General features: G+C 67.6%; 28 protein-coding genes. 4 read left to right on the top strand and 24 right to left on the bottom strand.

The window, feature by feature from the left end; genetic code table 11:
* Positions 1–17: 17 nt before the first annotated feature.
* From ACZYSP_RS24725 to ACZYSP_RS24635, 19 genes are all read right to left on the bottom strand, one after another.
* The gene (locus ACZYSP_RS24725) at positions 18–1,409 is read right to left on the bottom strand and encodes a multicopper oxidase family protein (RefSeq protein ID WP_489017159.1); all 1,392 of its coding nucleotides are present in this window, start codon (positions 1,407–1,409) and stop codon (positions 18–20) included.
* A gap of 1 nt (position 1,410) precedes the next feature.
* The gene (locus tag ACZYSP_RS24720) at positions 1,411–2,886 is read right to left on the bottom strand and encodes a TolC family protein (protein ID WP_440533862.1); all 1,476 of its coding nucleotides are present in this window, start codon (positions 2,884–2,886) and stop codon (positions 1,411–1,413) included.
* Positions 2,887–2,963: 77 nt separating this feature from the next.
* The gene (locus ACZYSP_RS24715; RefSeq protein ID WP_489017157.1) at positions 2,964–3,383 is read right to left on the bottom strand and encodes a hypothetical protein; all 420 of its coding nucleotides are present in this window, start codon (positions 3,381–3,383) and stop codon (positions 2,964–2,966) included.
* 36 nt (positions 3,384–3,419) lie between these two features.
* The gene (locus ACZYSP_RS24710) at positions 3,420–3,698 is read right to left on the bottom strand and encodes a hypothetical protein (protein ID WP_093058291.1); all 279 of its coding nucleotides are present in this window, start codon (positions 3,696–3,698) and stop codon (positions 3,420–3,422) included.
* Positions 3,695–4,696, bottom strand: coding sequence for a glycerophosphodiester phosphodiesterase (locus ACZYSP_RS24705; protein ID WP_093058292.1), 1,002 nt, complete (start codon positions 4,694–4,696; stop codon positions 3,695–3,697). Before ACZYSP_RS24705 ends, ACZYSP_RS24710 begins: the two co-directional genes overlap by 4 nt.
* Positions 4,693–5,274 carry a DUF1439 domain-containing protein gene (locus ACZYSP_RS24700; protein ID WP_093078789.1) on the bottom strand — a complete coding sequence of 194 codons (582 nt, stop codon included), beginning with the start codon at positions 5,272–5,274 and terminating at the stop codon, positions 4,693–4,695. The genes ACZYSP_RS24705 and ACZYSP_RS24700 overlap by 4 nt, the downstream gene beginning before the upstream one ends.
* A gap of 59 nt (positions 5,275–5,333) precedes the next feature.
* On the bottom strand, positions 5,334–6,302 hold the full coding sequence (locus ACZYSP_RS24695) for a M14 family metallopeptidase (RefSeq protein WP_371127407.1): 969 nt from the start codon (positions 6,300–6,302) through the stop codon (positions 5,334–5,336).
* 2 nt (positions 6,303–6,304) lie between these two features.
* Complete coding sequence (locus tag ACZYSP_RS24690; RefSeq protein WP_489017154.1) at positions 6,305–7,285, bottom strand: Bug family tripartite tricarboxylate transporter substrate binding protein; 981 nt, start codon at positions 7,283–7,285, stop codon at positions 6,305–6,307.
* Between the two features lie 96 nt (positions 7,286–7,381).
* A complete protein-coding gene (locus ACZYSP_RS24685) occupies positions 7,382–8,275 on the bottom strand; it encodes a LysR family transcriptional regulator (protein WP_489017152.1) in 894 nt (297 codons plus the stop codon).
* A gap of 18 nt (positions 8,276–8,293) precedes the next feature.
* Complete coding sequence (locus tag ACZYSP_RS24680) at positions 8,294–8,782, bottom strand: GNAT family N-acetyltransferase (protein ID WP_489017150.1); 489 nt, start codon at positions 8,780–8,782, stop codon at positions 8,294–8,296.
* Between the two features lie 54 nt (positions 8,783–8,836).
* Entirely contained in the window at positions 8,837–9,616 is a 780-nt protein-coding gene (locus ACZYSP_RS24675; protein WP_093058298.1) for an amino acid ABC transporter ATP-binding protein, read from the bottom strand.
* The gene (locus tag ACZYSP_RS24670; protein WP_093058299.1) at positions 9,600–10,253 is read right to left on the bottom strand and encodes an amino acid ABC transporter permease; all 654 of its coding nucleotides are present in this window, start codon (positions 10,251–10,253) and stop codon (positions 9,600–9,602) included. Before ACZYSP_RS24670 ends, ACZYSP_RS24675 begins: the two co-directional genes overlap by 17 nt.
* A gap of 24 nt (positions 10,254–10,277) precedes the next feature.
* Positions 10,278–10,940, bottom strand: coding sequence for an amino acid ABC transporter permease (locus ACZYSP_RS24665; RefSeq protein ID WP_093058300.1), 663 nt, complete (start codon positions 10,938–10,940; stop codon positions 10,278–10,280).
* Between the two features lie 15 nt (positions 10,941–10,955).
* Positions 10,956–11,756 (bottom strand): transporter substrate-binding domain-containing protein, encoded by an 801-nt coding sequence (locus tag ACZYSP_RS24660; protein WP_093078781.1) that lies wholly within the window; start codon positions 11,754–11,756, stop codon positions 10,956–10,958.
* Positions 11,753–12,535, bottom strand: a complete 783-nt coding sequence (locus tag ACZYSP_RS24655) for a GntR family transcriptional regulator (protein ID WP_093177852.1) — start codon at positions 12,533–12,535, stop codon at positions 11,753–11,755. The genes ACZYSP_RS24660 and ACZYSP_RS24655 overlap by 4 nt, the downstream gene beginning before the upstream one ends.
* 88 nt (positions 12,536–12,623) lie before the next feature.
* Complete coding sequence (locus ACZYSP_RS24650; protein ID WP_489017146.1) at positions 12,624–13,961, bottom strand: MFS transporter; 1,338 nt, start codon at positions 13,959–13,961, stop codon at positions 12,624–12,626.
* A 42-nt stretch (positions 13,962–14,003) separates the two neighbouring features.
* A complete protein-coding gene (locus ACZYSP_RS24645) occupies positions 14,004–15,077 on the bottom strand; it encodes an MBL fold metallo-hydrolase (protein ID WP_489017144.1) in 1,074 nt (357 codons plus the stop codon).
* Positions 15,078–15,111: 34 nt separating this feature from the next.
* On the bottom strand, positions 15,112–15,885 hold the full coding sequence (locus ACZYSP_RS24640) for an SDR family NAD(P)-dependent oxidoreductase (protein ID WP_489017142.1): 774 nt from the start codon (positions 15,883–15,885) through the stop codon (positions 15,112–15,114).
* Positions 15,882–16,400 carry an ester cyclase gene (locus ACZYSP_RS24635; RefSeq protein ID WP_093058326.1) on the bottom strand — a complete coding sequence of 173 codons (519 nt, stop codon included), beginning with the start codon at positions 16,398–16,400 and terminating at the stop codon, positions 15,882–15,884. The genes ACZYSP_RS24640 and ACZYSP_RS24635 overlap by 4 nt, the downstream gene beginning before the upstream one ends.
* A gap of 142 nt (positions 16,401–16,542) precedes the next feature.
* Between ACZYSP_RS24635 and ACZYSP_RS24630 the strand changes: the two genes are divergently transcribed.
* Positions 16,543–17,268, top strand: a complete 726-nt coding sequence (locus ACZYSP_RS24630) for a Crp/Fnr family transcriptional regulator (RefSeq protein WP_489017139.1) — start codon at positions 16,543–16,545, stop codon at positions 17,266–17,268.
* 19 nt (positions 17,269–17,287) lie between these two features.
* On the opposite strand, the gene ACZYSP_RS24625 is transcribed toward ACZYSP_RS24630, so the two are convergent.
* Complete coding sequence (locus ACZYSP_RS24625; protein ID WP_489017137.1) at positions 17,288–18,253, bottom strand: Bug family tripartite tricarboxylate transporter substrate binding protein; 966 nt, start codon at positions 18,251–18,253, stop codon at positions 17,288–17,290.
* Positions 18,254–18,296: 43 nt separating this feature from the next.
* Entirely contained in the window at positions 18,297–18,737 is a 441-nt protein-coding gene (locus ACZYSP_RS24620) for an OsmC family protein (RefSeq protein WP_093078771.1), read from the bottom strand.
* A 216-nt stretch (positions 18,738–18,953) separates the two neighbouring features.
* On the opposite strand from ACZYSP_RS24620, the gene ACZYSP_RS24615 reads away from it, so the two are divergent.
* Positions 18,954–20,651 (top strand): long-chain fatty acid--CoA ligase, encoded by a 1,698-nt coding sequence (locus tag ACZYSP_RS24615; RefSeq protein WP_489017135.1) that lies wholly within the window; start codon positions 18,954–18,956, stop codon positions 20,649–20,651.
* Between the two features lie 7 nt (positions 20,652–20,658).
* Here the strand turns inward: ACZYSP_RS24615 and ACZYSP_RS24610 are convergent, their stop codons facing one another.
* The gene (locus ACZYSP_RS24610) at positions 20,659–21,141 is read right to left on the bottom strand and encodes a tetratricopeptide repeat protein (RefSeq protein ID WP_093058310.1); all 483 of its coding nucleotides are present in this window, start codon (positions 21,139–21,141) and stop codon (positions 20,659–20,661) included.
* Positions 21,142–21,260: 119 nt separating this feature from the next.
* On the opposite strand from ACZYSP_RS24610, the gene ACZYSP_RS24605 reads away from it, so the two are divergent.
* Entirely contained in the window at positions 21,261–21,785 is a 525-nt protein-coding gene (locus tag ACZYSP_RS24605) for a thermonuclease family protein (RefSeq protein WP_093078768.1), read from the top strand.
* 83 nt (positions 21,786–21,868) lie between these two features.
* A complete protein-coding gene (locus tag ACZYSP_RS24600) occupies positions 21,869–23,779 on the top strand; it encodes a PhoX family protein (RefSeq protein ID WP_489017132.1) in 1,911 nt (636 codons plus the stop codon).
* A 24-nt stretch (positions 23,780–23,803) separates the two neighbouring features.
* Here ACZYSP_RS24600 and ACZYSP_RS24595 read toward each other — a convergent pair whose 3' ends face one another.
* Together ACZYSP_RS24595 and ACZYSP_RS24590 are read right to left on the bottom strand one after the other, a co-directional pair.
* Entirely contained in the window at positions 23,804–24,052 is a 249-nt protein-coding gene (locus ACZYSP_RS24595; RefSeq protein WP_093177838.1) for a hypothetical protein, read from the bottom strand.
* Positions 24,053–24,070: 18 nt separating this feature from the next.
* Positions 24,071–25,417, bottom strand: coding sequence for an NAD(P)/FAD-dependent oxidoreductase (locus ACZYSP_RS24590; RefSeq protein ID WP_093058314.1), 1,347 nt, complete (start codon positions 25,415–25,417; stop codon positions 24,071–24,073).
* Positions 25,418–25,445: the final 28 nt, after the last annotated feature.

Here is a 25,445-nt window from a genome sequence, read left to right as displayed (position 1 = left end):
AGGAAGGGGTAAAGGAATCAGTGGTTGTGTGCGCCAGACCCGGAGGGCTTGCGCACGGTTGCATCGGGGGTGGCGTTCTTCATCGACGGTGTGGGCGTTTCCTTGCGCGTGGCCGGCGGCACGTTCGCGTTCGGCACTTCGCGTGCGACCGTGCCGGCCGGGTGCTTGAACCAACCCGGATCGCGGTAGTCGCCGGGCTTCTGGTCGCGCCGCACCTTCAGCAGCGTGAACATGCCGCCCATCTCGGCCGATCCGAAGGGGCCGGTGCCGGTCATCATCGGCACGGTGTTGTCGGGAATGGGCATTTCCATTTCGCCCATGTCCGCCATGCCCTTGTCTCCCATCACCATGTAGTCGGGCACGAGCTTGCGGATCTTCTCGGCCACGCCCTTGTGGTCCACGCCGATCATGGTCGGCACGTCGTGGCCCATCGGCCCCATGGTGTGGTGCGCCTTGTGGCAGTGCAGCGACCAGTCGCCTTCCTCGTCGGCTATGAATTCCATCTGCCGCATCTGGCCCACCGCGATGTCAACCGACACCTCGGGCCAGCGCGCGGTGCGCGGCACGGGGCCGCCGTCGGTGCCAGTCACCTCGAACTCGTGGCCGTGGATGTGAATGGGGTGGTTGGTCATCGTGAGGTTGCCCACGCGGATGCGCACGCGGTCGCCCTTGCGCACGTTCAGCGTGTCGATGGCCGGGAACACGCGGCTGTTGAAGCTCCAGATGTTGAAGTCGGTCATGGTGTTGACCTTGGGCGTGGCGCTGCCGGGCTCCACGTCGAAGCTGCCGAGCAGAAAGCAGAAGTCGCGCTTCACGGGCTCGATCAGCGGATGGCTCTCCTTCGGGTGCGTGACCCAGAAGCCCATCATCCCCATCGCCATCTGCACCATCTCGTCGGCGTGCGGGTGGTACATGAAGGTGCCGGGCCGGCGCGCGGTGAACTCGTAGACGAAGGTCTTGCCCGGCGGAATGTGCGGCTGCGTGATGCCGCCCACGCCGTCCATGCCGTTGGGCAGGCGCTGGCCGTGCCAGTGCACGGTGGTGTGCTCGGGCAGCCGGTTGGTCACGAAGATGCGCAGGCGGTCGCCCTCGACCACCTCGATGGTCGGGCCGGGCGACTGGCCGTTGTAGCCCCACATGTTGACCTTGAAGCCTGGCGCCATCTCGCGCACCACGGGCTCCGCGACGAGGTGGAATTCCTTGACGCCAGCGTTCATGCGCCAGGGCAGCGTCCAGCCGTTGAGCGTGACGACGGGGTTGTAGGGACGGCCGTTCGGCGGAACGAGCGGCGGCGCAGTGGCGGTGGAGCCTTGCGACACAGGTTCGGGCAGCGCTGCCATGGACACACGGCTGACGGTGGTTGCGGCAACAGCGGTGGCTGCGCCTGCGAAGAAGTTGCGACGATTCATTTCAATGGCCTCCCGTTGCGGGGGCATCACCGGCCGACGCGGTCTGCGCAGCAGTCATTCCACCGGGCGAGCTGCCCGTGAGCACCAGCTGCAGATCGGTGTCCGCCAGCCAGAAATCGCGCTGCGCCTCGATGCCGGCGTTCACGGCGAGCATGCTGGCGCGCGTTTCGCCAAGCAGCTCCCACACGCTCGCGAGCATGCCGTTGTAGCGAAGGACCATCTCCTCGTTGACCTTCTTGCGCAGCGGCAGCACCTCGTCACGGTAGCGGCGGGCGATGGCGTAGGCGGTATTCCAGCCCTGCCATGCTTCGCGCGCCTCGCTCGCGGCCAGCACGCCCACGTCGCGCACGCGAGCGGCCGACTGCAGGTATTGCGCCTCGGCGCGGCCATTGCGGGCCTGTCCCCAGTCGAAGATCGGAATGGGCAGGTCGAGTTCGAAGCCGCGCTTGGTCTTTTTCGTGCGGTCGGCGTCGTTGTCGAAGGTGGTGTTGCGCACTACGCCGAGCTCCATCGCGTTGATCACGCTGGTGGCATGCGTCAGGCCCAGCGAGCCGGCCACGGCGGTGTTCTGCGCTTGCGCCGAACGCACATCGAGGCGGTCGCGCAGCGCCAGCGCCTGCACGTCGCCCAGTTCGGGCGCGGCTTGCGGCAACGGTGGCAGGCGGTCGGGCAGGGTGTAGCCGGCGCGAGCGCCGCTCAGGCCCATCAGGCGCGTGAGCTGCTCGCGGCTGGCGACAGCCGCCTGTTCGGCACGCGCGAGCTGCGCGGCCGCGTCGGCCAGCAGCAGTTGTTCGCGGGTGCGCTGCAACGCGCTCCAGTTGCCGACCTGGGCCATGCGATGCGCGAGTTCGGCGCCGGCTTCCGCGGCCTCCTTCGCGTCGCGCAGGTAGACCACGCTCTGCTGCGCCGCCACTGCGCGCACCCAGGCGCGGCGAGTGTCAGCGGCGAGCATCAGCACGCTCTGCGCAGCCTGCAGCTTGGCCGCCTCGTGCCGCTGGCCGGCCCATCGGGCCTGCCATGGCAGCGTGACCAGGCCTACCACGTTGAAGCTGAGCATCCGCTCGAACTCGCGCTCGCTGCCCTGCGCCAGCCGGCTGAAGGAAAGCACCGGATTCGGCAGGCTCGCGGCCTGCACACGGTCGGCATCGCTCAGTTGCAGGGTGGCGAAGGCGTCTTGCACGCGCGGGCCGTTGATGAGTGCGATGCGTACCGCGGCTTCGACGTCCAGCGGCCTGGCAAGCAGGGCATCGACGCTCTTTTGCGAGGCTTCGTCGGGCGTGCGCTGGGCTGCGGTGCCCGCCATCAGCGGGTTGCCGTTGACCAGCGCCTGCACGTCGGCGGTGCCGCCGTCGGGCGAGAGGCTGGCGCAGCCGGCCAGTATCAGGACGCTCGCGAGTGCAGTGGCGCGTTTGAGCAGCGCGCTACTTCTTCGATAGCAAGGGGGGCCGGCAAGCTGCCGGCGAACAATGGGGTTCACGCTCGATCTCCATGAGCAATACGACGGACGCTGCGAGCCGGAAAGGGCTCACTGCGGACGGACTACGGGCAGGGAGATCAGGAAATGGGCGGCTTCAGGCCCTGTGCGGGCTCTGCGCTGGCGAAGCGGGCCGCGTGTGCCGCGGGCGGCGCCTGGGGCGCGCTGTGCACTATGTCGACGAGGGGCATGCCGCCGAGGGCCACCGTGTGGCAGACTTGGCAGGCGGTGCAGGTGCCGCAGCCTTGATGGCCGGCGCCGTCGTTGCTGCTGTGGTTGTCATGCGAACCGGCGTGGTCCGCCATGTCCATCTGCATGTCCATGCTGCTGCCGGCATCCATCGCCTCGTGGCAGTGGGCTTCGGTGGCCGTTGTCGCCATGGACACGGCCGCCTCAGCCGCCGGCAGCGAATGCCGCACCATCTCGACCGCCATGGCATCGCCGAGCCAGCCGCGGATGGGCAGCAGGGCGATCATGAGGGCGAGCAGCAGGGTGCGCATGGGCGGGATGATAAACCTGCGTCCTAAGACATCAGTTCAAGACACCAGCTGGCCCCGGGCCTTGTCAACCCACACCTGCAGGTTGTCGAGCAGGTCTTTCTGGCTGAAGGAGCAGCTTTCCTCGCTGAAGAGCGCGCTCGACTCCAGCCGATCGAGCAGGCTCAGCAGTACCTCGCCGTAGCGCGGTGGCAGGGCGCCGAGCAGCTCGGTGCTGGCGCGGGCTTCGTTCGACAGCGTGGTGACGGAGCCGCCGCCGTCGGTGCGCAGGGCCGCGATGCGCGCGGCGATGGCATCGAGTTGCTGTACGGCGCTCATTGCTTGTTCTTTCCGGGCGGAGGCAGCGACAGCCCGCGCTCGCGCATCAGGTCGCGCAGGATGTCCGGGTAGTCCGTGATGATCCCGTCCGCCCCCCAGTCCATCAGCCGCTGCATGTCGGCGCGCTGGTTCACGGTCCAGGGCAGCACCTTCAGGCCCAGCTTCTGCCCTTCCTTGATGACGGTAGGCGTGAGGTCGGCAAAGGCCGGCGACCAGATCACCGGGCCCGGTGCGTTGGCCGAAGCGGCCCTGACCATTTGCGGCACCGAGGCGAAGCCGGCTGCATCGATTCCGGCGGTCCAGCGGCTGTCCTTCAGCGTGCGGGGCGTTGTGAGGTAGGCGCGCGGCAATTGCGGCGCGAGCTTGCCGACCAGCGCCAGCGTGCGCCAGTCGAAGCTCTGGATCGTCACACGGTCGGCCATCTTCGCCTTGTCGATCTCGGCGAGCAGCGCGCGCACCATCGGCTCGGGCGCGGCGGTTTCCTCAGGCTTGGTCGGGTCGATCTTGGTCTCGATGTTGAAACGCACCGTGGCCGCGTCGGCGCCGCGTGCCTGCACCTGCGCGAACAGCGCGGCCAGAGTGGGAATGCGCTCGCCGTCGCGCGGCTGCTGCAGCGCGAACTGCTTGCCGTAGTTGCTCGTCGGGTTGAGGCGGCCCACGTCGTAGGTCTGCAGCTGGGCCAGCGTGAGCGAGCGGATGGCCGCGCCGGTGTTCGGCGCCAGCCATGCGCCGCTCGCATCGCGCGTGTGGTCGGGGTTGAGCGAGGTGTCGTGCGAGATCACGACCACGCCGTCGGCCGTGAGCCCGATGTCGAGTTCGAGCGTGGTCACGCCAAGGTCGACGGCATTGGAGAACGCGGCCAGCGTGTTCTCGGGTGCCAGCCCGCGTCCGCCGCGGTGGGCTTCGAGGTCGAAGTGCTGCTTGGCCGTGGGCAGGACGGCGGCGCAGCCTGCCATGAGCAGGGCGGAAAGGGCAGCAGAGAGAAGGGCGTATTTCATTTGAGCTGCACTTTGATCCCGTTGTCTTGCACCGTGATGTCGCCGATCTCGTAGGTCTTGCGCCCGACCGTGAGTTCGTCGGCCGTGAAGCTGCGCAGCACCTGGCCCTGCAGCAGTTCCTGCGCGACCACCGCGCCGATCTTCTGCAGCCGCTCGGCGTCGCGGCCTTCGACGCCCTGCAGCTCGAGGCGCTCGGCCTTGGGCTGGTCGAGCCGCAGCGCGCGCGTGGCCGGGTCGTACCTCAGCGCACTGCTGACCGACACCAGGCCCTGCACCGGCGAGGCCGCCAGCAGCGGGCTGGCGATGGTCAGCGTGGCCGTGATGGCCGCGCGGTTGCCGCGTGCGTCCAGGCCCAACTGCGGATCGCGCAGCCCGACCATGAAGATCTCGGCGTAGCGCTCGGCCACCGGAAAGCGCTTGGCGATCTGCGTCTGCAGCTCGTCGCGGGTGGCGGTGTATTCGCTGGTGAAGAAATTGAAGCCGGCCAGCGCCGCGAAGGGCGCCTGCAGGGCCGCGGCGCCCAGCAGCGCGCGCAGCACCCGGCGACGGGAGGTGGGGGACGGGGTGCGGAGGTTCATACCGGCCCGAGCTTGCCACAGCCGCAAAGGTTCCCGCCAGCCGCCCCTCGGGCGGTGCCTCAGAGCAGCCGGCGACGGGCGTAACGCACCACCGTCACACCGGGCTTGGCCTGGCGCGTCGAGGGCATGACGAGCACGCAGTCGTCGTAGGGCGTGACCACGGGCTCGCCCTCGTTCCAGCCGATCACGGTGCCCGCGCGTTCGATCACCTCCAGGCCGGTGAAGGGCTGCGCAAAGCGGAAGTCCTCGCCGCGCGCCACCACCGGGCCGGTCACGTCCAGCGCCCACTGCCGGGGTGCGTCGGGCTGCAGCCAGCCGGGCAGTTGCTGCGCGATGGCGGCATCGTCCAGGGTGCCGGCCGCCCGCAGGAAGCGCGCGCACTGGTCTTGCGCCACCGTGCGGCTGGCCGGGTCGCCATGGAATCCGCATTCGACCAGCAGTGCGAGGGCGTCGCTTTGCGCGTCGGCATCGGGCGCGCCGAACCGGCCGAAGTCGCGCATGCGCACGCCGTCCTTGTGGCCCGCGTCGATGACCACGTGCTCCGGGCTGCGCATTGCCTGCGCCAGCCGCAGATTGCGCGGCTGGATGCCGGTGAGCGTCAGCGGCGCCGAGGGCTCGTGCATCGAGTGCAGGTCGAGCAGCCAGTCGGCCTGAGTCACATAGGGCAGCAGCGCCGCGGCACGACGCCTCTCCCGCGTGCCACCGGCCTCGATGCGATCGGGCAGCCACTGGCGGTTGAGGTCTTCGTCGACAAAGCGCGAGGCATCGTGGTCGGCCACGTCGAAGGTGTCGAAGGCTTCCAGGTTGCAGAACGCCAGCGTGAGCGTGCCGCGCTGCGGGCGCACGCCGGCCTCCAGCAGGCCCTTGAGCGCCCAGGCGCCGCACACTTCGTTGCCGTGCACGAGTGCGCTGATCATCACGTGCCGGCCGGGCGCTTCGGCTTCGAAGTGCCAGACGCCTTCGACGCCGGTGTTGCCGGCGCGCCAGGCGGAGAGGTCGGGGGCGGGGAGTTGAAACAGCGTGGACAAGCTCATTCCTTGATGTTGGCGAATTTGACGATGGTCTTGTACTTGGCGGTCTCGGTGACCAGGAATTTGTCGATGTCCACGTTCGACGTCGGGACGACCGAGCTGGCGGCTTCCATCTTCTTGCGGAAGTCGGGCGACTGCAGCGTCTCGTTCAGTGCCGTCTTCAGCCGGGCCAGCACCGGCTCCGGCAGCTTCGCCGGCCCCAGCAGCGCGAACCAGACGCCGATGTCCAGGCCCTTGAGGCTCGGGCTCTCGCTGAGCGCCGGCAGGTCGGGCGTGATGGCCGAGCGCCTGGCCTCGGTGGTGCCCAGCGCCACCATCTTGCCGCTGCGGATGTAGGGCAGGGCGCTAGAGAGGACGAACACGCCGAAGTCGATGTTGCCGCCCAGCAGGTCATTGGTGAGCGGCGCCACGCCGCGGTAGGGCACGTGCGTCATGAACACGCCGCCCTGCTGCTTGAGCATTTCTCCGGCCAGGTGCAGCGAGGTTCCGACGCCGGAGCTGCCGTAGCTGTACTTGCCGGGGTTCTTCTTCAGCAGCGCGAGGAATTCGCCGGTGTTCTTCACGCCGGCGCCAGGGGCGGCCACCAGAACCAGCGGCTGCGAGGCAATCAGGCCGATGGGGGTGAAGTCCTTCGGCTCGTACTTCACGTTGCTGTTCACCAGCCTGTTGATTGCCACTTCGTTGCTGGCGCCGGCGAGCAGCGTGTAGCCATCGGGCGCGGCATTGGCGACTTTCTGCGCGCCGATGGCGCCACCGGCGCCGCCCACGTTGTCGATGATCACCGGTACGCCGAGGCGATGGGACAACTCGACGCCGAGCGCACGCCCTGTGAGATCGGTCGAGCCGCCCGGCGGGTAGGCCACCACCAGCGTGATGGGCTTGTTCGGGTAGGCCTGGGCATTGGCCGGGCCGGAGGCGGCCCAGGCAAGGCCGCACAGGGCCACGGCGACACAGGAGGAGAAAGCACGGGGAAGACGCATCGTTGCCTCGGAGTTGTAGTAATCCTGAGGATTCTGCGGGGCAGATTGTTCTTGCATGGTGCCGTGCTGGCACGAAGTCGTGCTGATTGGATTGGGCTAGCGCGGCGTCATTGCCCGCCACACATCCTCGGCCAGCGGACCCAGCCGGCGCTTCGGCCGATAGAGCCGAACCTCGAAGCGCACCTCCATGCGCCGGCCGCCCACGGGCACCAGCCGGCCGGCCTTGCAATCGCCCTGCACCATCGACCAGGGCAGCCATGCCACGCCCAGCCCTCTCAGCACGTACTCGTAGAGCGCATCGGCCGAATCGCATTCGATGCGACGCTGGAGGCGCGGCGCCTGCGGATTGTTGGCAAGCAGGTCTTCCACCATGCGGCCCATGGCGAGCGTGCGGACATAAGACAGAAACGGCACCTGGCCGTTGCCGTCGAAGCTGTGCCTGGCAAGGCCTTGCGAATCGGTGCGCGACACGGGCACAAGCTTGTCAGACGCCACCGTCACATGGGAAAACTGCCGCCCATCGAGCCGGAAAGTGAGCGCGGCGTGATGAAAGATCAGCGAGAAATCCACCTCGTTGTGTTCCAGCATCCGCACCGTTTCCGCCAGCGCACCCGTCAGCACGCGCACCTCGCCATCGCGCAGCACGGGTTGCAGCCGCACCAGCCAGTCGGCCATCACCGTGCGTGCCAGCGTGCGGCCCGTGACCAGCGTCACAGTGCGGGCCTGCCGGCCGGCCACGTTGTGCACCTCTTCACGCGAGCCCTCGACGCTGCGCACCACCTGGCTTGCGTTGTCCAGGAAGCTCTCGCCTGCCGCCGTCAGCACGACTGGCGAGCTGCCGCGTTCGATCAGCGTCGCGCCGGCCCACGACTCGAGTGCGCGGATGCGCCGCCCGAAGGCCGGGTGCGTGACGTGGCGAAGCTCGGCCGCGCGCGTGAAGCTGCGCGTCTGCGCCAGCGCGATGAAGTCCTCCATCCATTTGAATTGCATGGTGCGGAGCGAGGCTGGCTAGTTGCCCAAGGGGAGTTCGTAGCGGGCAAAAGACGAAGTGCCTTTTTGAATCTCGCTGTGCAGCAGGAACCCGAAGCGTTCGTAGAGGCTTCGCAGGGCCGCCCTGTCCGCCACACAATCGAGCCGAAGATGCTTGCGCCCGAGCCCGAAGGCGCGCTCGCGTGCAAAGGCCAGCAATGCCGTCGATACGCCTCGCCGCGCCCATGCCCGGCGAACTGCCAGCTTGTGCACGAACGCCGAGCTGCCCGGTTCGATCTCGGGCCAGAAGAAGGGGTCTTCCATGTCGAGCCGCATCACGCCGGCCACGTCGCCGTTCTCGCGTGCGATGAAGTAGCGCCCGGCATCGGTGTCGCGCTGCACGCGCTCGAGGCCGACGTCGGCGGCCGACCACAGCGGCCGGCCATCGGCGGCGAGCCATTGGGCGGCTTCGTTCAGAACGGCGGCAACTGTGGCCGCTTCGGAGGGTGTTGCTTGTTCTATGTACATCGCGGTGGCGGAGGATAGCCGACCGACCGCAAGACCCCTCTCGGCCTCAATCACTCAGTCATGCAGCGACGACAGGAACTGCTTGAGCTCCGCCGTCTGCGGATTCCCGAACAGATCCGCCGGTGGCCCCATCTCGTGCACGCGGCCCTGGTGCATGAAGATCACGCGGTCGCTGACCTTGCGCGCGAAGCTCATCTCGTGCGTGACCATCAGCAGCGTCATGCCTTCGTCGGCCAGCGACTCCACCACGCGCAGCACCTCGCCCACCAGTTCGGGGTCGAGCGCCGATGTGATTTCGTCGCACAGCAGCACGGCCGGTTCCATCGCCAGCGCGCGGGCGATGGCCACCCGCTGCTGCTGGCCGCCAGAGAGCTGGTCGGGCATGGCGTCGAATTTTTCGGCCAGGCCCACGCGCGTGAGCAGCTTGCGCGCCTGCGAGGCCGCTTCCAGGCTGCCGCGCTTCTTCACCAGCGTGGGCGCGAGCATCACGTTCTTGCCGACCGTGAGGTGCGGGAACAGGTTGAAGCTCTGGAAGATCATGCCCACGCGCTGGCGCAGTTCGCGCATGGCCATGGCGCTTTCGTGCAGCAGGGGCTTGCCGTCGACCGTGAGCGAGCCTTCCTGGAACACTTCGAGTCCGTTGATGCAGCGCAGCAGCGTGCTCTTGCCCGAGCCGCTCTTGCCGATGATGGCGATCACCTCGCCGCGCTTCACGTCGAGGTCGATGCCCTTCAGGACTTCGTTGGTGCCGTACGACTTGCGCAGCGCGGTGATGCGCACGATGGGAGCGCCCACCGAGGTGGCGGGTTGTTGCGGTTCAAGCACGGCGGCCATGGGTTTTCCTCTCGAGATTCTTGGCGTACAGGCTCACGGGGAAGCACAGCACGAAATAAAGCAGGGCCACGCAGCTGAACACCACGAAGGGCTTGAAGGTGGCGTTCGAAATCATGCTGCCGGCCTTGGTGAGTTCGACAAAGCCGATCACCGACGCCAGCGCCGTGCCCTTGATGACTTGCACCAGAAAGCCGACCGTTGGCGCAATGGCGATCTTCACGGCCTGCGGCAGGATCACGTGGCGCATCTGCTCGCCGAAGCTCAAGGCCAGGCTGCCCGAGGCTTCCCACTGGCCCTTCGGGATCGAGGCCACGCAGCCGCGCCAGATCTCGGTGAGAAACGCACTGGTGTAGAGCGTGAGCGCCACGCTCGCGGCCGTCCACGCAGACACGTCGATGCCGAACAACGCAATGCCGAAGTAGGCCAGGAACAGCTGCATCAGCAGCGGCGTGCCCTGGAAGAGCTGCACGTACAGGCTCACGGCCCTGCCGATCGCCTTGCCGCCGCGCATCCGCAAAAACAGCAGCAGCGCGCCCACGAGGCCACCGCCGATGAAGGCGATGAGCGACAGCACGACGGTCCAGCGCAATGCCATCAGCAGGTTGCGCAGGATGTCCCAGAGAGAAAAATCAGCCATGGTGAAAAAGGCCTCGGTATTCGGTCAGCGGCCGAAGAAGAACTTCGGCCCCGCCCAGTCGAGCAGCCGCCGCAGCGCCACCGACAGCGCCAGGTAAATTAGTGTGGCGATGATGAAAGCCTCGAAGGCGCGGAAGTTGCGGCTCTGGATCAGGTTGGCCGCGTAGCTCAGCTCCTCGGTCGAGATCTGCCCGCACACGGCGGAGCCCAGCATCACGATGACGATCTGGCTCACCATCGCGGGCCACACCTTCTTCAGCGCCGGCGGCAGCACCACGCGCAGGAATACCTGCGATTTGCTCAGCGCCAGGCTCACGGCCGCCTCGATCTGCCCCTTGGGCGTGGCCTCGATGCCGGCGCGGATGATCTCGGTGGAATACGCGCCCAGGTTCATCACCATCGCGATCACCGAAGCCACCTCCGGCGAAAGCTTGACGCCCGCCGCCGGCAGCCCGAAGAAGATGAAGAACAGCTGCACGATGAAGGGCGTGTTGCGGATCAGCTCCACATAGGTGCCCACGATGGCGCGCAGCCACTTCGGGCCACCCGAGCGCGCCCATGCGCAGAAGGTGCCGACGATCATGCCCAGCACGGTGCCCACGGCGGTGAGGCCGACGGTCCACGCCACGCCGCGCAGCAGCAGCGGCCATTCGGCGAGCACCGCGCCAAAGTCAAACTCGATGTTCATGGCCGCGCAGTTCGATCAGACGGGCAGGTCGCCGGCTGCCTTGCCGAGCCACTTCTTCGACATGGCGTCCAGCGTGCCGTCTTTCTTGGCGGCGGCAATGATTTCGTTGACCTTGGTCTTCAACGCGGTTTCGCCCTTGGCAACGCCGACGAAGCAGGGGCTGTCTTTCAGCAGCAGCTTGAACTCGGCGCTCACCTTCGGATTCTTGGCGAGCATGTCGCCAGCAACCGCCGCGCTGGTCGCGAGGGTTTGCGTCTGGCCGGCCACGAAGGCGGCGATCGTCGCGTTGTTGTCCTCGAAGCGGCGGTAGTCGACGTTCGGCGGCGCCACCTTGTTCAGCTCCTGGTCTTCCATCGCGCCGCGCGTCACGGCGACGGTCTTGCCGGCCATGTCGGCGAAGCTGGTGAGCTTCATGCTCTTGGCGGCGTACACGGCCTGGAAGAAGGGCGCATAAGCCGACGTGAATTCGATCACCTTCTCGCGCTCCGGGTTCTTGCCGAGCGTGGAGATCACCAGGTCGGCCTTCCTGGTCTGCAGGTACGGAATGCGGTTGGCGCTGGTCACGGGCACCAGCTCGACCTTCACGCCGAGCTTGGCGGCGATGAGCTCGGCCATTTCAACGTCGAGGCCCTGCGGCTTCATGTTCTTGTCGACCGAGCCGTAGGGCGGGTAGTCGGTGGGCACGGCGATCTTGATGGTCTTGGCCTTGAGCACGTTGTCGAGTGCGTTCTGGGCGTACGCGCCGCCGGCCGAAGCCAGCATGGCGACTGAAGCAAGCGCAAGGGCGAGGTGGCGTTTGGATGCAGAGAAGGTCATAGCAAGGCTCCTAGGTAAGTCGAAGAATCTGAATCGGGGGATGCGGCGTCGGCAGCCTTGCGGCGCTTTTTGGCCTTGGGCGCCGGGGCGGCATTGGTGTTGTGCAGCGGCGCCAGCGCATCGCGCAGTTGCGCGAGCGGATCGGTGGGCGCCTGCACGCGCAGTGCCGACTGCACCGTGCCGATGTGTGCGGCCATCAATGCTTCGGCGGCGGCGTGGTCGCCGCGCTCCAGCGCCGCGACGATCTGCACGTGGTCTTCGCACGACTGCACCGCGTCGTGCGTGGACTGGTAGAGCATGGCGATCAGCGTGGTGCGCGCCGTGTAGTCGCGCAGCGTGTCGGCCAGCAGCGTGTTGCCCAGGCATTCGGCCAGGCACACATGGAAGTCGCCCAGCAGGAAGCTGCGGTTGCCGACGTCGCTTTCTTTCAGTGCGGCCTTTTCACGCTGGAGGTGCGCCTTCAATTGGCGCAGAGCGGTCTTCTCGATCTTTCCGGTGCTGCCCGCACTGCGGATGAGGCCCAGCTCAATGACGCGCCGCGCCTCGAAGGCCTCGCGCGCCTCGTCCTGCGAGGGCTCGATGACGAACCAGCCGCGCCGCGCGCTCACCGTGACGATGCCGCGCGCCGCCAGCCGCGTGAGGGCCTCGCGCACGATGGTGCGGCTGCAGTCGAACAGCATCGCCAGCTGCTGCTCGCCCAGGCGCGAACCCGGCGCGAGCTTCTGCGCCATCACCGCTTCGACGATGCGTGCACTGATTTCGGATGCGGAGATGGCCATAGGCCTGCATACCAGCAGCTTCTGTGCCAACTGGTATGCAAGATCTGTGCACCTAAATGGAACATGACCCCGAAAGGGGCGCGTGGGCTCAGCGCCGGGCTTGTCCCCGGCCCAGTGCGCTCGCCGGCAGGGCCACAAGCATGAGCAATGCCGACAGCACCAGGGCCCCGCTCAGCACGTAGAGGCTGAGGGTGAAGCCGCCCGTCAGCGTCTTCAGCGCGCCGACCATCATCGGCGCCACCAGCCCTGCGCTCCCGCCGATGGTGCTGATGAGCGCGATGCCCGCAGCCGCGGCGCTTTTCGACATGAAATTGCCGGGCACCGACCAGAGCACTGTGAACGCGGCGGAAATGCCCATGGCCGCCAGCGCCAGGCACAGCACGGCGGCAAAGGCGTTGTGCATGAAGAGCGTGGTCAGCGCCAGCCCGGCCGCGCCTACCACTGCGCTCAGCGCAAAGTGCCAGCGGCGCTCCTTGCACCGGTCCGAATGCCGCCCCACGACGATGTTGGCCGCAATGCCCGCTACTGCAGGAATGACCGAATAGAAGCCGATCTGCAGCACGCTGAGCCCCATCGACTTCAGGATCGTGGGCTGCCAGAACGACATGGCGTAGATGCCCAGGATGATCAGGAACGACATGAAGCCGATCAGCCAGACCCGGGCGTCGCGCATGGCCGCGCCGAAGGTGTGGCGCCCGGTGGCGCCGTTCGCGGCCTGGTCTTCGGCCAGCAGGCGCGCCACGCGCTGCTTCTCGGCTGCGGACAGCCAAGCCGCCTGCGACGGACTGTTCGACAGCCAGCGGAACGCCGCCACGCCCAGCAGCACGCTCGGAATGCCTTCGAGCAGGAACAGCCACTGCCAGCCGCGCAGCGACAGCACGCCGTCCAGGTAGGTCATGGTGAGCCCGGCGATCGGCCCTGCCACGATGGGCGCCGCGCCGAAAGCCATGAAGAACAGCGCGGTGGCCTGTGCGCGGCGGTGCGACGGGAACCACAGCGTCAGGTAGAACAGCACGCCCGGCGCGAAGCCGGCCTCGAACACGCCGATGAGAAAGCGCAGCACGTAGAACTGCATGGGCGTGGTTGCGAACATCATCGCCGCGGATGCCAGCCCCCACAGGCCCATGATGCGCAGCAGCGTTGCGCGCACGCCGATCTTCGCGAGCATCAGGTTGCTCGGAATCTCGAACACCGCATAGCCGATGAAGAAGATGCCCGCACCCAGGCCGAACACCGCGTCGCTGAAGCCCAGCTGGTCCTTCATCTGCAGCTGTGCATAGCCGACATTGGTGCGGTCGAGATAGTTCAGCACGTAGCAGGCGCACAGCAGCGGCATCAGGCGCCAGGTGATCTTGCGGAAGAGCGCGGCGTCGGTGGTCTCGGCCGGCATGCGTGCGTCCGCGGCATCGAGGGTGGCGGTGTTCATCGTCTGTGTCTCCTTCTGTGTTGTTCCTGCGGCGGCGGCGTTTCAGGCGACGGTGGGCGTGCCGAAGCAGGTCTCGCCCCACAGGTGGCTGGCCGGCGCGCCCGGAAACAGCCAGTGCGGCGAGCATTCGGCCGACGGCACCACGTTGCTGAACCCGTGCGAGGACGAGGTGCCGGCGAGAGTCTTCTCCAGCACCATCGACAGGTACTGGTCGTTGCTGCTTTCCTGCGTGTTGCCGTTGAGGATCACCTCCGCGCCGGTAGCCTGCGCGTAGCGGCGGATGCCGTTGTGCCGCGACTGCAGCGGCGCCCAGCTGTCGGCCGCCACGCCGTTCTCGCTGCTCACGCGCAGGCCGTCGGCGATGCGGTAGACCAGCGAATGGTTGCCCTCTGTGTGGCCCGGCGTATGCACCAGCGCAAGGCCGCGGCCCAGCTGGATGCTGCCGTCGAAGGGCACGATGCGCTCGGCCGGCACGCCTTCGAGCCCGTGCGGGCAGTACCACTCGGCCTGCACCGGCAGCAAGCCTTGCACGCTGGCGAGTTCCTGGCGGTGCACCAGCAGCCTGGCGTTCGGCAGCAGGCCCGGCATGGCGGCGCTGCCGAGCCAGCGGCGCACGTCCTGCGTGTGCAGGTGGTCGTAGGTGATGAAGTCGACTTGCTCCGGCGCGACGCCGCAGCTTGCCAGCGCCTGCAGGACAGTCTGGTAGACCGGTGCGATGGCCTTGTGCAGAAATTTCGGCGTTTGCTCGCCCAGGCGCTTGAAGTAGGGCGTTTCGTTGCCGGCCTCGAAGTCGGCCGGCGTGAACAGCAGTGTGCGCAGGCGGCCCTCGAAGTCGTCGTACTGGATCAGCACGGTGCGCGCCAGCAGGTGGACCATGTGCGGCTTGAGCAGCTGCTGCGAATACACGCCGGTGAAGGCGAACCATGCGGGGTACGGAATGCGCAGCAGGTTGAAGCTGCGCGCGAAGCGCACCGGCGGCGCATCGAGCAGGCGTTCGCGCAAGCCTTCGGCTGAGCGGCGGATGGCGTGCAGGCGGTCTTGCGGCATGGCGGCGCCGCGGGTGCCGTCGAAATCCGCCAGGTGTGCGAAGCCGGTTGGGTCGGGGTCTCGGGTCATGGGAAGTTCTCCTTGGCTTTTGGCGCGCAGGCTCTCAGTACATCGAGCGGCCGCCCGAAATGTCGAACACCGCGCCGGTGCTGAAAGAGCAGTCGTCCGACGCCAGCCATGCCGCCATCGCAGCCACCTCGTCGACCTCGACGAAGCGCCCCATGGGCACGCGCGAGAGCAGGGCGGTGCGCAGCTGTTCGCGGTGCTCGGCGGGCACAGCCGCGAACACTTCGGTGTCGGCCGCCGAGGGCGTGATGCAGTTCACCAGCACGCCCGATGCAGCCAGCTCCTTGCCGAGCGACTTGGTCAGCGAAATGAGCCCGGCCTTGGAGGCCGAGTAGGCGGCGTTGAAGCCGTTGCCCTCCTTGCCGGCAACCGAGGCGATGTTGACGATGCGGCCACGCCGGCGGGCGAGCATCACCGGTGCGACCGCGCGGCAGCACAGCCATGCGCCCGTCAGGTTGATGTCGAGCACATTGCGCCACTGCGCGGGCGTGTGCTCCCAGGCAGGCACGGTCGGCCCGAGCACTCCGGCGTTGTTCACGAGGATGTCAATGCCGCCGAAGCGCTCCTGCGACTGGGCGGCAGCACGGGCGACCTGATCTTCGTCGCGCACGTCGACGACTGCCAAGGTGGCGGTGCCGAGCGGCGCGAGCGTTCGCAGCGCATTTGCCAGTACTGACGCATCGAGGTCCCACAGCGCGACGCTGGCGCCGGCTGCCAGATAGCGCCGCGCTATTGCAAGGCCGATGCCGCGCGCGCCGCCCGTCACGATGGCGTGGCGGCCTGCGAGCGCATCGTTGCGCAGCGCAGTCATGCAGCCGCCGCCTCGGGTGCGCGAGTTGCGGCTGGCTGCCCCAGCAACCCGCCTACCAGCGCGGCGACATGCTCCGCGGGCACACCGGCCAGCAGCTGCCGAAGCATCGTCAGCGTGTCGAAGTACACGCGCTCGCACACCAGCCGGTCGCCTTCGAAGATGAAGAACGCGTTCATGCGGCAGCGAAAGCTGTTGCCTGTCGGCGGCAGGCCTTTGAGCGGACCGCGGTGCGTGCCCAGCAGCCAGAACTCGACGACCACCGAGTCGTCGGCGTGCCGCAGCTGGATGATCTCGTGCCGCTGGTCGGGAAAGGCGCGGCGCGTGTCGGCGTAGTACTGGCGCACGTCGGCAATGCCGTCATGCACTTCGCCGCTGGGAATCAGCTCGTAGTGCGGATGCGGGAAGGTGCCGAGCACGGCGTCGAAGTCCTGCCGGGTCTCGTCGGCGAAGTGGTCGAGCACGAGGCGCTCGCGGCGGGCTTGAAGTTCGGTGCGTGGGGTGTTGTTGTCGTTCATCGGGGTGTGCTCCATGTGACAGGGATGACAGGTGACATCGGGTTGCTGCGAATGCGCAGGTCCGGGCTCGCTGCTTACTATCGGCACGCTCCCGCAACAAGACTGTCCGGTGTTGGCAATCGCCGCTCGGGACAAACCCGCGATGCCACGCACGCTCCCTTCATCCAACGCCACCAGCGCCGCGCCGGACGCGCAGCCGTCACCGGTGCACAACAGCGACATGCGGCTGGCCGGGGACGTGCAGCAGCGGCTGCTCGCCGTGGCGCACCGGCGCATGCTGGCGCGCGGCGAGTCGCTCTTTCACAAGGGGTCGTCGCCCGATGCGCTGTTCGGCGTGGTCAGCGGTTCGTTGCGCGTGAGCGTGGTCGCGCCGGGCGGGCGCGAGGCGGTGATCGCGATGCTCGAACCCGGCCACTGGTTCGGCGAGGTGTCGCTGCTGGTCGGGCGCGAGCGCGTCTACGACACCTGCGCGGCCGACACGACCGAGATGGCGGTGGTCGCGGCGGCCGACTTCCACCGGCTGGTGGCCGAACATCCCGACGTGCACATGGCCTTCACCCGGCTGGTCTGCCTGAGGCTACGCCAGGCGCTGGCGTGGATCGACGACGTGATTCTGATGCCGCTGCAGGTGCGGCTCGCGCACCGGCTGCTCACGCTGGACGCGCGCGCCCAAAGCCCGGGCGAGGGCGGCGGCACGCTGCTGGGCGTGTCGCAGGAAGACCTGTCGTTCATGCTCGGCGTGTCGCGCCAGAGCGTGAACCGGCAATTGAAGCTGTGGGAAGAAGACGGCACGCTGCGCGTGCGCTACCGCAGCATCGAGCTTCTGGACCGTGCGCAGCTGGAGCGGCATGCGGCCACTTCGCGCTGAACTCCAACGGGCAGGTCGGTCAGTCCATCCGAGCGCCCGACGCCTTCACCGCCTTCTCCCAACGCGGCGTTTCCGTCGCCAGGAAGCGCCCGAAATCCTCGCTGCCCAGGAAGGCCGGGTCTGCGCCCTGGCTCACCATGCGGTCGCGCACCTCGGGGTTGTTCAGCACCTGCCTGAATGCGTCGCTGAGTTTGGCGACCACGTCTTTCGGCGTGTCCTTCGGCGCGAAGAAGCCATAGAAGCCCACTACCTCGAAGCCCTTGACGCCCGACTCGATCACGGTCGGTACGTCGGGCAGGGCGGGGTTGCGCTCGCGGCTGGTCACGGCCAGTGCGCGCACCTTGCCCTGCTTGTGATAGTTGGCAGCTTGCGGAATCGACTCGGCCACGAACTGCACCTGCCCGCCCATCAGGTCGGTGAAGGCCGGCGCACTGCCGCGGTAGGGGATGTGCACCATGAAGATGCCCGTCGCGGTCTTGAACATCTCGGGCACCAGGTGGCTGATGCCGCCGTTGCCGGCCGAGCCGTAGTTGACCTGGCCCGGCCGCGCCTTGGCGTAGTCGACGAACTGCTTGAGGTTCTGCACCGGCAGCTTGGGCGTGACCAGCAGCGCCAGCGGCTGCATGGCGGTGCGCGCGATGGGCACGAAGTCGCGCTGCGTGTTGTAGGGCAGCTTGCTGTAGAGCGCGCCGTTGATGACGGCCACGCCGGTGTTGGCCAGCATCAGCGTGTAGCCGTCGGCCGGGCTCTTGGCGACTGCGTCGGCGCCGACCGAGCCGCCCGCGCCGGGCTTGTAGTCGACGATCAGCGGCTGGCCGAGCACGGCCTGCAGCTTGTCGGTGAGCAGGCGCGCGTGCTGGTCGAGCGGGCCGCCGGCCGGAAAGCCGATGACGACCTTGATCGGCTTGTCGGGGTAGGCCGCCATCGCGGCCGTGCCGAGGGCGAAAGAAAGGACCGCGAGCGCGGTCCGGGCAGGCTTGTTCATGATCCGTCTCCTTTTTATTGGGAGACGATCATAAGCAGCGCACTCAGCTGGCCAGCGTGGCCTTCAGCGTGATCTCGGGCACGCTCGCCAGCGCCTTCGACAGCGGGCAGCCGGCCTTGGCGGCGGCCGCGATCTGCTGGAACCTGGCTTCGTCGAGGTTCGGCACGGAGGCGTCGAGTTCGAGCGCAATACGGTCGATCTTGAAGCCATCGCCGTCCTTGGCCAGCCGCACGGCGGCCCTGGTGTCGATCTTCGTGGCGGCCAGGCCTTCTCTTTCGAGCGCGAAGGCGAAGGCCATCGTGAAGCAGGCGGCATGCGCCGCGCCGACGATTTCCTCGGGGTTGGTGCCGCGCTTGTCGTCCTCGAAGCGGCTGGCGAAGCCGTAGGGGTAGTCTTTCAGGGCGCCGGTCTCGGTGCTGACCTGGCCCTTGCCGGTCTTGCCGGCACCTTCCCAGTGAACGCTTGCGTGCTTTTCTGCTGCCATGTGAGTTCCTTCATTCGGTGGGTGGGGGGCTGACAGGTATCGCGCGGAAGGCGGCCCGTGTCTGTAGTCGCAAGGCGCGAGAGCAGAAGGTTGCGCATGTGAGAAGAAATGGCGTCACCTAGGCGACGCTCCGGGGGCTTCCCCGATGGGAGCGGCGGCCTTGGCGGCTTAGGCTGGCGGGCTGTCGCGCTTTTCTTTGTTCCGCCTGTACTCACCATGCAACAACGCCCGCATTACAAGTTCTGGCCCAAACGCCTCCCGCATTCGATTACCGTCCCCGCCACCTCCCTCTGGCACAACCTGGCCACCTCGGCCGCACGCTATCCCGACAAGCCCGCGCTCGTGTTCTTCGGCCGCGTGATCAGCTACCGCGAGTTCGCCGCCCAGGCCGAGCGCCTGGCTGGCACGCTGCATGCGCTGGGCGTGAAGCGCGGCGACCGCGTGATCCTGGACATGCAGAACTGCCCGCAGCTGGTGATCGCGCATTTCGCGATCCTGCGCGCCAATGCGGTGGTGGTGCCGGTCAACCCGATGAACCGGGCCGAGGAGCTCAAGCACTACATCACCGATCCCGACGCCAAGGTGGCCATCATCACCGGCGACCTGGCGCCCGAATTGGCCAAGGCCAGCAATGCGCTGCCACCCGAGCATCGGCTCGCCCACATGATCGTGACCCAGTTCACCGACGCCTTCGACGCCGACGCGTCGGGCGACGACGCCCCGGCGCCCGCCTGGAAGGACTGGCTCACCACCCGCCATCCGCTGCCCGCGCTGGACGGGGGCAAGGTCATCGCCTGGACCGACGCGCTCGAGGCCGGCCATCCGCCGCCCGAGCACGTGGTGGGCGCCGACGACATGGCGCTGCTGCCCTACACCAGCGGCACCACCGGCCTGCCCAAGGGCTGCATCCATCACCATTCGAGCCTGATGCACAACGCGGTCTCCGGCCAGATGTGGGGCGGGTCGACCTCGGAGACGGTGGTGCTGGCCGTGGTGCCCATGTTCCACATCACCGGCGTGGTGAGCATGATGCACACGGCCATCCTCGCCGCGGCCACGCTGATCATCATGCCGCGCTGGGACCGCGACGTGGCCGGCCGGCTGATCTCGCGCTGGAAGGTAACGGCCTGGACCAACATCCCGACCATGGTCATCGACCTCATGGCCAGCCCCAACTTCGCGAGCTATGACCTGTCGAGCATGACCTACATCGGCGGTGGTGGCGCGGCGATGCCGCAGGCCGTGGCGCAGCGCCTGCTCGAGCAGTACGGGTTGAAGTACCAGGAGGGCTACGGCCTCACTGAAACCGCCGCGCCCTCGCACACGAACCCGTCGGACCATCCCAAGCAGCAGTGCCTGGGCATTCCGTTCATGAGCACCGACGCGCGCGTGGTGGACCCCGACACGCTGAAGGAGATGCCCATCGGCGAATCAGGCGAGATCATCATCCACGGCCCCGAGGTGTTCCAGGGCTACTGGAAGCGCCCCGATGCCACGGCCGCTGCCTTTGTCGAATTCGAGGGCAAGCGCTTCTTCCGTTCGGGCGACATGGGCCGCATGGACGAGGACGGCTACTTCTTCATCACCGACCGTCTCAAGCGAATGATCAATGCGAGCGGCTTCAAGGTGTGGCCGGCCGAGGTCGAGTTGCTGATGTTCCGCCACCCCGCGATCCAGGAGGCCTGCGTCATCTCGACCAAGGACGACTACCGCGGCGAGTCGGTCAAGGCCGTCGTGGTGCTGCGCGCCACGCACAAGGACACGACCGAGCAGCAGATCATCGACTGGTGCCGCGAGAACATGGCTGTCTACAAGATTCCGCGCAAGGTGCAGTTCGTCGATGCGCTGCCGAAGAGCGGCAGCGGGAAGGTGATGTGGCGGTTGCTGCAGGAGGACGAGAACGCGGCGAAGTGAGCGCGCTTCACTTGATGAGGCCCAGCGACTTCAGCAGCGCCCCCGCCTCCGTGCGTCCGTTCGGAGTGATGGACTGCGAGGCCACCGCCTTGCCCAGGTAGTCCACCACCTTGTGCCGATTCTGGTTCGGCCCTTCCCAAAGGAAGAGCCGTCCCAGCTCCAGCGCTGCATCGCCGTCGCCCTGCGCATAGGCCTTCTCGAACCAGAAGCGCGCCCAGCGGAAATTGCCCTCGTCGCGGTAGCAGATGGCGAGGTTGGCGCACCCCGCCACGTCGCCCGCCTTGGCGGCCTTGCGGTACCAGTCGCGCGCGGCCGCGGGGTTCTTCTTCACGCCGATGCCATGGTCGAGGAAATAGCCGACGCTGTTGAGCGCGTGGGTCTCGCCCGCGGCCGCGGCCTTGAGGAACAGCGAGAGGGCCTTCTTGTGCGCGCCAGCGTCCCATGCGTCGTTGGCCGCGAGGAACCAGTCGTCCTGGGTAGGTTCTTGCATGGTGCGTGCTCTCCTTCGAAGCGTGGTTCAAAAGAAAAAGTCTGTGTACCGATCGGTTCCGCCGGGGGATCACTTAGCCTCGATCGGTCCTGCCATTCTGCCTATCTCCCCGCTTCTTCATGCATTCACGCGCGCTGCTGCTTTCCTGCCTTCTTGCCTTTTCTCCCTTCCTGAGCCAAGCCGCTCCCCGCACCTGCCTCGTCGTGGGTATCAGCGACGGCGACACGCTCACCGCCCGCTGCGGCCGCATCGGCGCCTACGAGCGCGTGAAGGTGCGCATCGCCGCCATCGACGCGCCCGAAAAAGCCCAGCCCTACGGCCAGCGCAGCAAGCAGGCGCTGAGCAACATCTGCTTTCGCGAGCAGGCGCTCATCACCGAGATCGACACCGACCGCTATGGCCGCACGGTGGCCGACGTGCGCTGCAACGGCGAGGACGCCGGCAGCCGCATGGTGTCCGAAGGCTGGGCCTGGGTGTACGACTACAACCACCTGGCCACCAAACGCGGCGGCGGGCTGTTCAAGCTGCAGGACAGCGCGCGTGCCCGGCACGCCGGCCTGTGGGCCGACTCGAAGCCGACGCCGCCCTGGGACTGGCGCAAGCGCCAGCGCGGCGAGCAGCCGCATTGGGGCGGCTTCTTCTGAGTTCCTGTTACAGGCCCGTGTCATGCGGAATTCACGAGGCGGCGACACTATGCCCGGCTCCGTAACCCCACGACGACAAGAGCATGGCCAAAGACTTCGCCCGCATGGAGGACTCCAACCCGTCCGCCAACCCCACGATCCACGAAGTGTCCGACCCGAAGCGGCGCATGCTCGTGCAAGGCGGCCTCGCTGCCGCGATTGCGGGGCTGTTCGGCCCGCTGGCCGGGTGTGCGGCAACAGGCGGCTCGGCGGGTTCGCTGGGCCGTGCCATCGGTTTCAGGAGCGTGCCGATGGCTGCCGTCGACACCGTGGTCGTGCCCGAGGGCTACAGCACCCAGGTGCTCTACCGCTGGGGCGACGCCACCGGCATCGCGGGCGCCATGCCCGCCTTCAAGACCGACGGCTCCAACACCGCTGAAGAGCAGGCGCTGCAGGCCGGCATGCACCACGACGGCATGGCCTTCTTTCCGATCGATGGCTCCAACCGCGGCCTGCTGGTGCTGAACCACGAATACGTCGACGACGGCCTGCTGCACACCGACGGCATGAAGACATGGACGCCCGAGAAGGTGCGCAAGTCGATGAATGCGCACGGCGTGTCGGTCATCGAGCTGCAGCGCGACGGCGGCAAGTGGACGCAGCTTGCACCCTCGCGCTTCGCGCGCCGCATCACCGCCCTGACGCCGATGACGCTCACCGGCCCCGCAGCCGGCCACGCCATGCTGCGCACCGCCGCCGACCCGTCGGGCACGCAGGTGCTGGGCACCTTCAACAACTGCTCGAACGGCCACACGCCGTGGGGCACGTACCTGACCTGCGAAGAAAACTTCGCCGACTACTTCGAAGGCACCGACACGCCCGACGCCCACCAGAAGCGCTGGGGCATCAGGAAGGGCAATGGCGCGAAGTACCGCTGGCACGAGCATGAAGCGCGCTTCGACGTGTCGAAGAACCCTAACGAATCGAACCGCTACGGCTGGGTGGTCGAGATCGATCCGCAAGACCCCACCTCGACGCCGCGCAAGTGCACCGCGCTCGGCCGCGCCGCCCACGAAGGCGCCGCCACCGCGCTCACCAACGACGGCCGCGCCGTCATCTACATGGGCGAAGACTCGCGCTTCGAATACATCTACAAGTTCGTGAGCCGCGACAGCGTCAAGCCCGGCGGCGCCACGGCCAACCGCGACCTGCTCGACCACGGCACGCTGTACGTCGGCCGCTTCGACGTGGACGGCACCGGCGAATGGCTGCCACTGGTGCAGGGCAAGAACGGCCTGGTGGCCGACAAGGGCTTCACCACGCAAGGCGACGTGCTCATCAAGGCACGCCAGGCCAGCGACCTGCTTGGCGCCACCAAGATGGACCGCCCCGAGTGGACCACCGTAGACCCGCTCACCAAGGAGGTCTACTGCACGCTGACCAACAACAGCAACCGCGGCGGCGCCGGCCAGCCCTTCATGGACGCGGCCAATCCGCGCTCCAACAACACGATGGGCCAGATCATCCGCTGGAAGGAAACCGGCGACCTCGACGCGACCAAGTTCGCCTGGAACCACCTCGTGCTTGCGGGCGACCCGAAGCAGACGCGCTATGAAGCACAGGGCAACATCAAGGGCGACACCTTCGGCAGCCCCGACGGCCTGATGGTCGATGCGCGCGGCGTGCTGTGGATCGAGACCGACGTGTCGACTTCCACGCTGGGCAAGGGCGAGTACAGCAACCTGCCCAACAACCAGATGCTGGCCTGCGACCCGACCAAGGGCGAAATCCGCCGCTTCCTGCTCGGCCCGGCCGGCTGCGAGATCACCGGGCTCACGGCCACGCCAGATTTGCGCACGCTGTTCATCAACATCCAGCACCCGGGCGAGCCGGCCAACGAGCGCAGCGACCCGGATCGTCCGCTCGCCGTGTCGAAGTGGCCCGACGGCGGGGGCCGTCCGCGCTCGGCAACCATCGCCATCACCAAGAACGACGGCGGCGTGATCGGGACCTGATGGGGAAGGGTGGGTTGGCGGTGCTCAGCAGGAGCCGCCGACCCAGCAGCGCAGCGAGGGCACGAACAGGCCCACGACGAAAGTGATGGCGCAGAAGACCAGCAGGATCAGCGCCGCCATGCGCAGCCCCTCGGCGCTCCAGCGCGGCGCGAAGTTGCTGATAAGGCCCGAGGCGAAACTGCCTTCGAGCCGTTCGGCACCGCCCCAGCGCAGCACCCAGAGGCAGAAGAGCGCTTCGGCGGCATGCACCGCGATCCACAAGGCCAGCGACATTTCGCGTGATCTCCTTGTTCAGGACTCGCTCTTGCCCTGCACATCCGCCACCACGCGCGCGTTGCGCTGGAAGCTCCAGTAGGCGCCGGCCCAGTCCATCATCACGACGATGCGGTTGCGAAAGCCGATCAGGAAGTACGCGTGCGCGAACAGCCAGAACAGCCACGCGAGCCGGCCACTGAAACGCAGCGGGCCGAAGGGCGTGCCCAGGTCGACCACCGCCGAATTGCGGCCGATGGTCGCGAGGTTGCCGTAGTCCGCATAGCGGAACGGCACCGTCGGCTGGCCCGCAATGCGGCGCAGGATATTGGCGGCCGCCGCGCGTCCCATCTGCTTGGCGCCGGGCGACACGCCGGGCACGGGCTTGGGCGGTTTGCCGGGCGCATGGCTCATGGCGGCGGCGAGGTCACCGACCACGCTGATCTCGGGATGGCCTGCCAGGCTCAGGTCGGGCTCGACCTTGATGCGGCCCGCGCGGTCGCATTCGACGCCGGTGGCCGTGCCCAGCATGCGGCCCAGCGGCGAGGCCGCCACACCCGCCGCCCACACCACGCAGCTGCTATCGATTCGGTAGCTGGCGACCGGTGCACCGTCTGCGCCACCACCGGTCTGCACTTCGAGCCCGGTGGCATCGATGGACGTCACGCGCGCGTTGAGCCGCACTTCGACCCCCAGTTTCTCCAGCTGTTCGAGCGCCTTCTGGCTCAGCGACTCGGGCATGGCCTGCAGCACGCGCGGGCCGCCTTCGACCAGCAGCACCTGCGCGCTGGCGGGGTCGATGTGGCGGAACTCGCCCGACAGCGTGTGCTTGGCGATCTCGGCCAGCGTTCCGGCCATCTCGACGCCCGTGGGGCCGGCACCAATCACCACGAAGGTGAGCAGGGCGCGGCGGCGCTCCAGGTCGGCCGCGACCTCGGCGCTCTCGAACGACAGCAGCACGCGGCGGCGGATCTCGAAGGCATCGGCCAGCGTCTTCAGGCCCGGGGCCATGGGCGCCCATTCGTCGTGCCCGAAATAGCTGTGCGTGGCACCGGCCGCGACGATCAGGTGGTCGTACGGCACGCGGTCCCCATTGGCCAGTTGCACCGATCGCGTGGCCGGATCGATGCCGCCCACCTCGCCCAGCAGCGTCGTGATGTTCGGCTGCTTGCGGAACAGCGCGCGCACCGGCGCCGCAATCGACGGCGCGGCGAGCCCGGCGGTTGCCACCTGGTACAGCAGCGGCTGGAACAGGTGGTGGTTGGTCTTGTCGATCACCGTCACGTCCACGTCGGCGCTCTGCAGCTTGCGTGCCGCTTCGAGTCCGCCGAATCCGCAGCCGACGATGACGACTTTGGGCCTGCCTGAGGGGTTGGTCGTTTGCATCGCACGGATGATACGCAGCCGCCTGCAA

It is taken from the genome of Variovorax sp. F042, from assembly GCF_057814215.1.
This window is presented reverse-complemented; position numbering and strand designations above follow the sequence as displayed.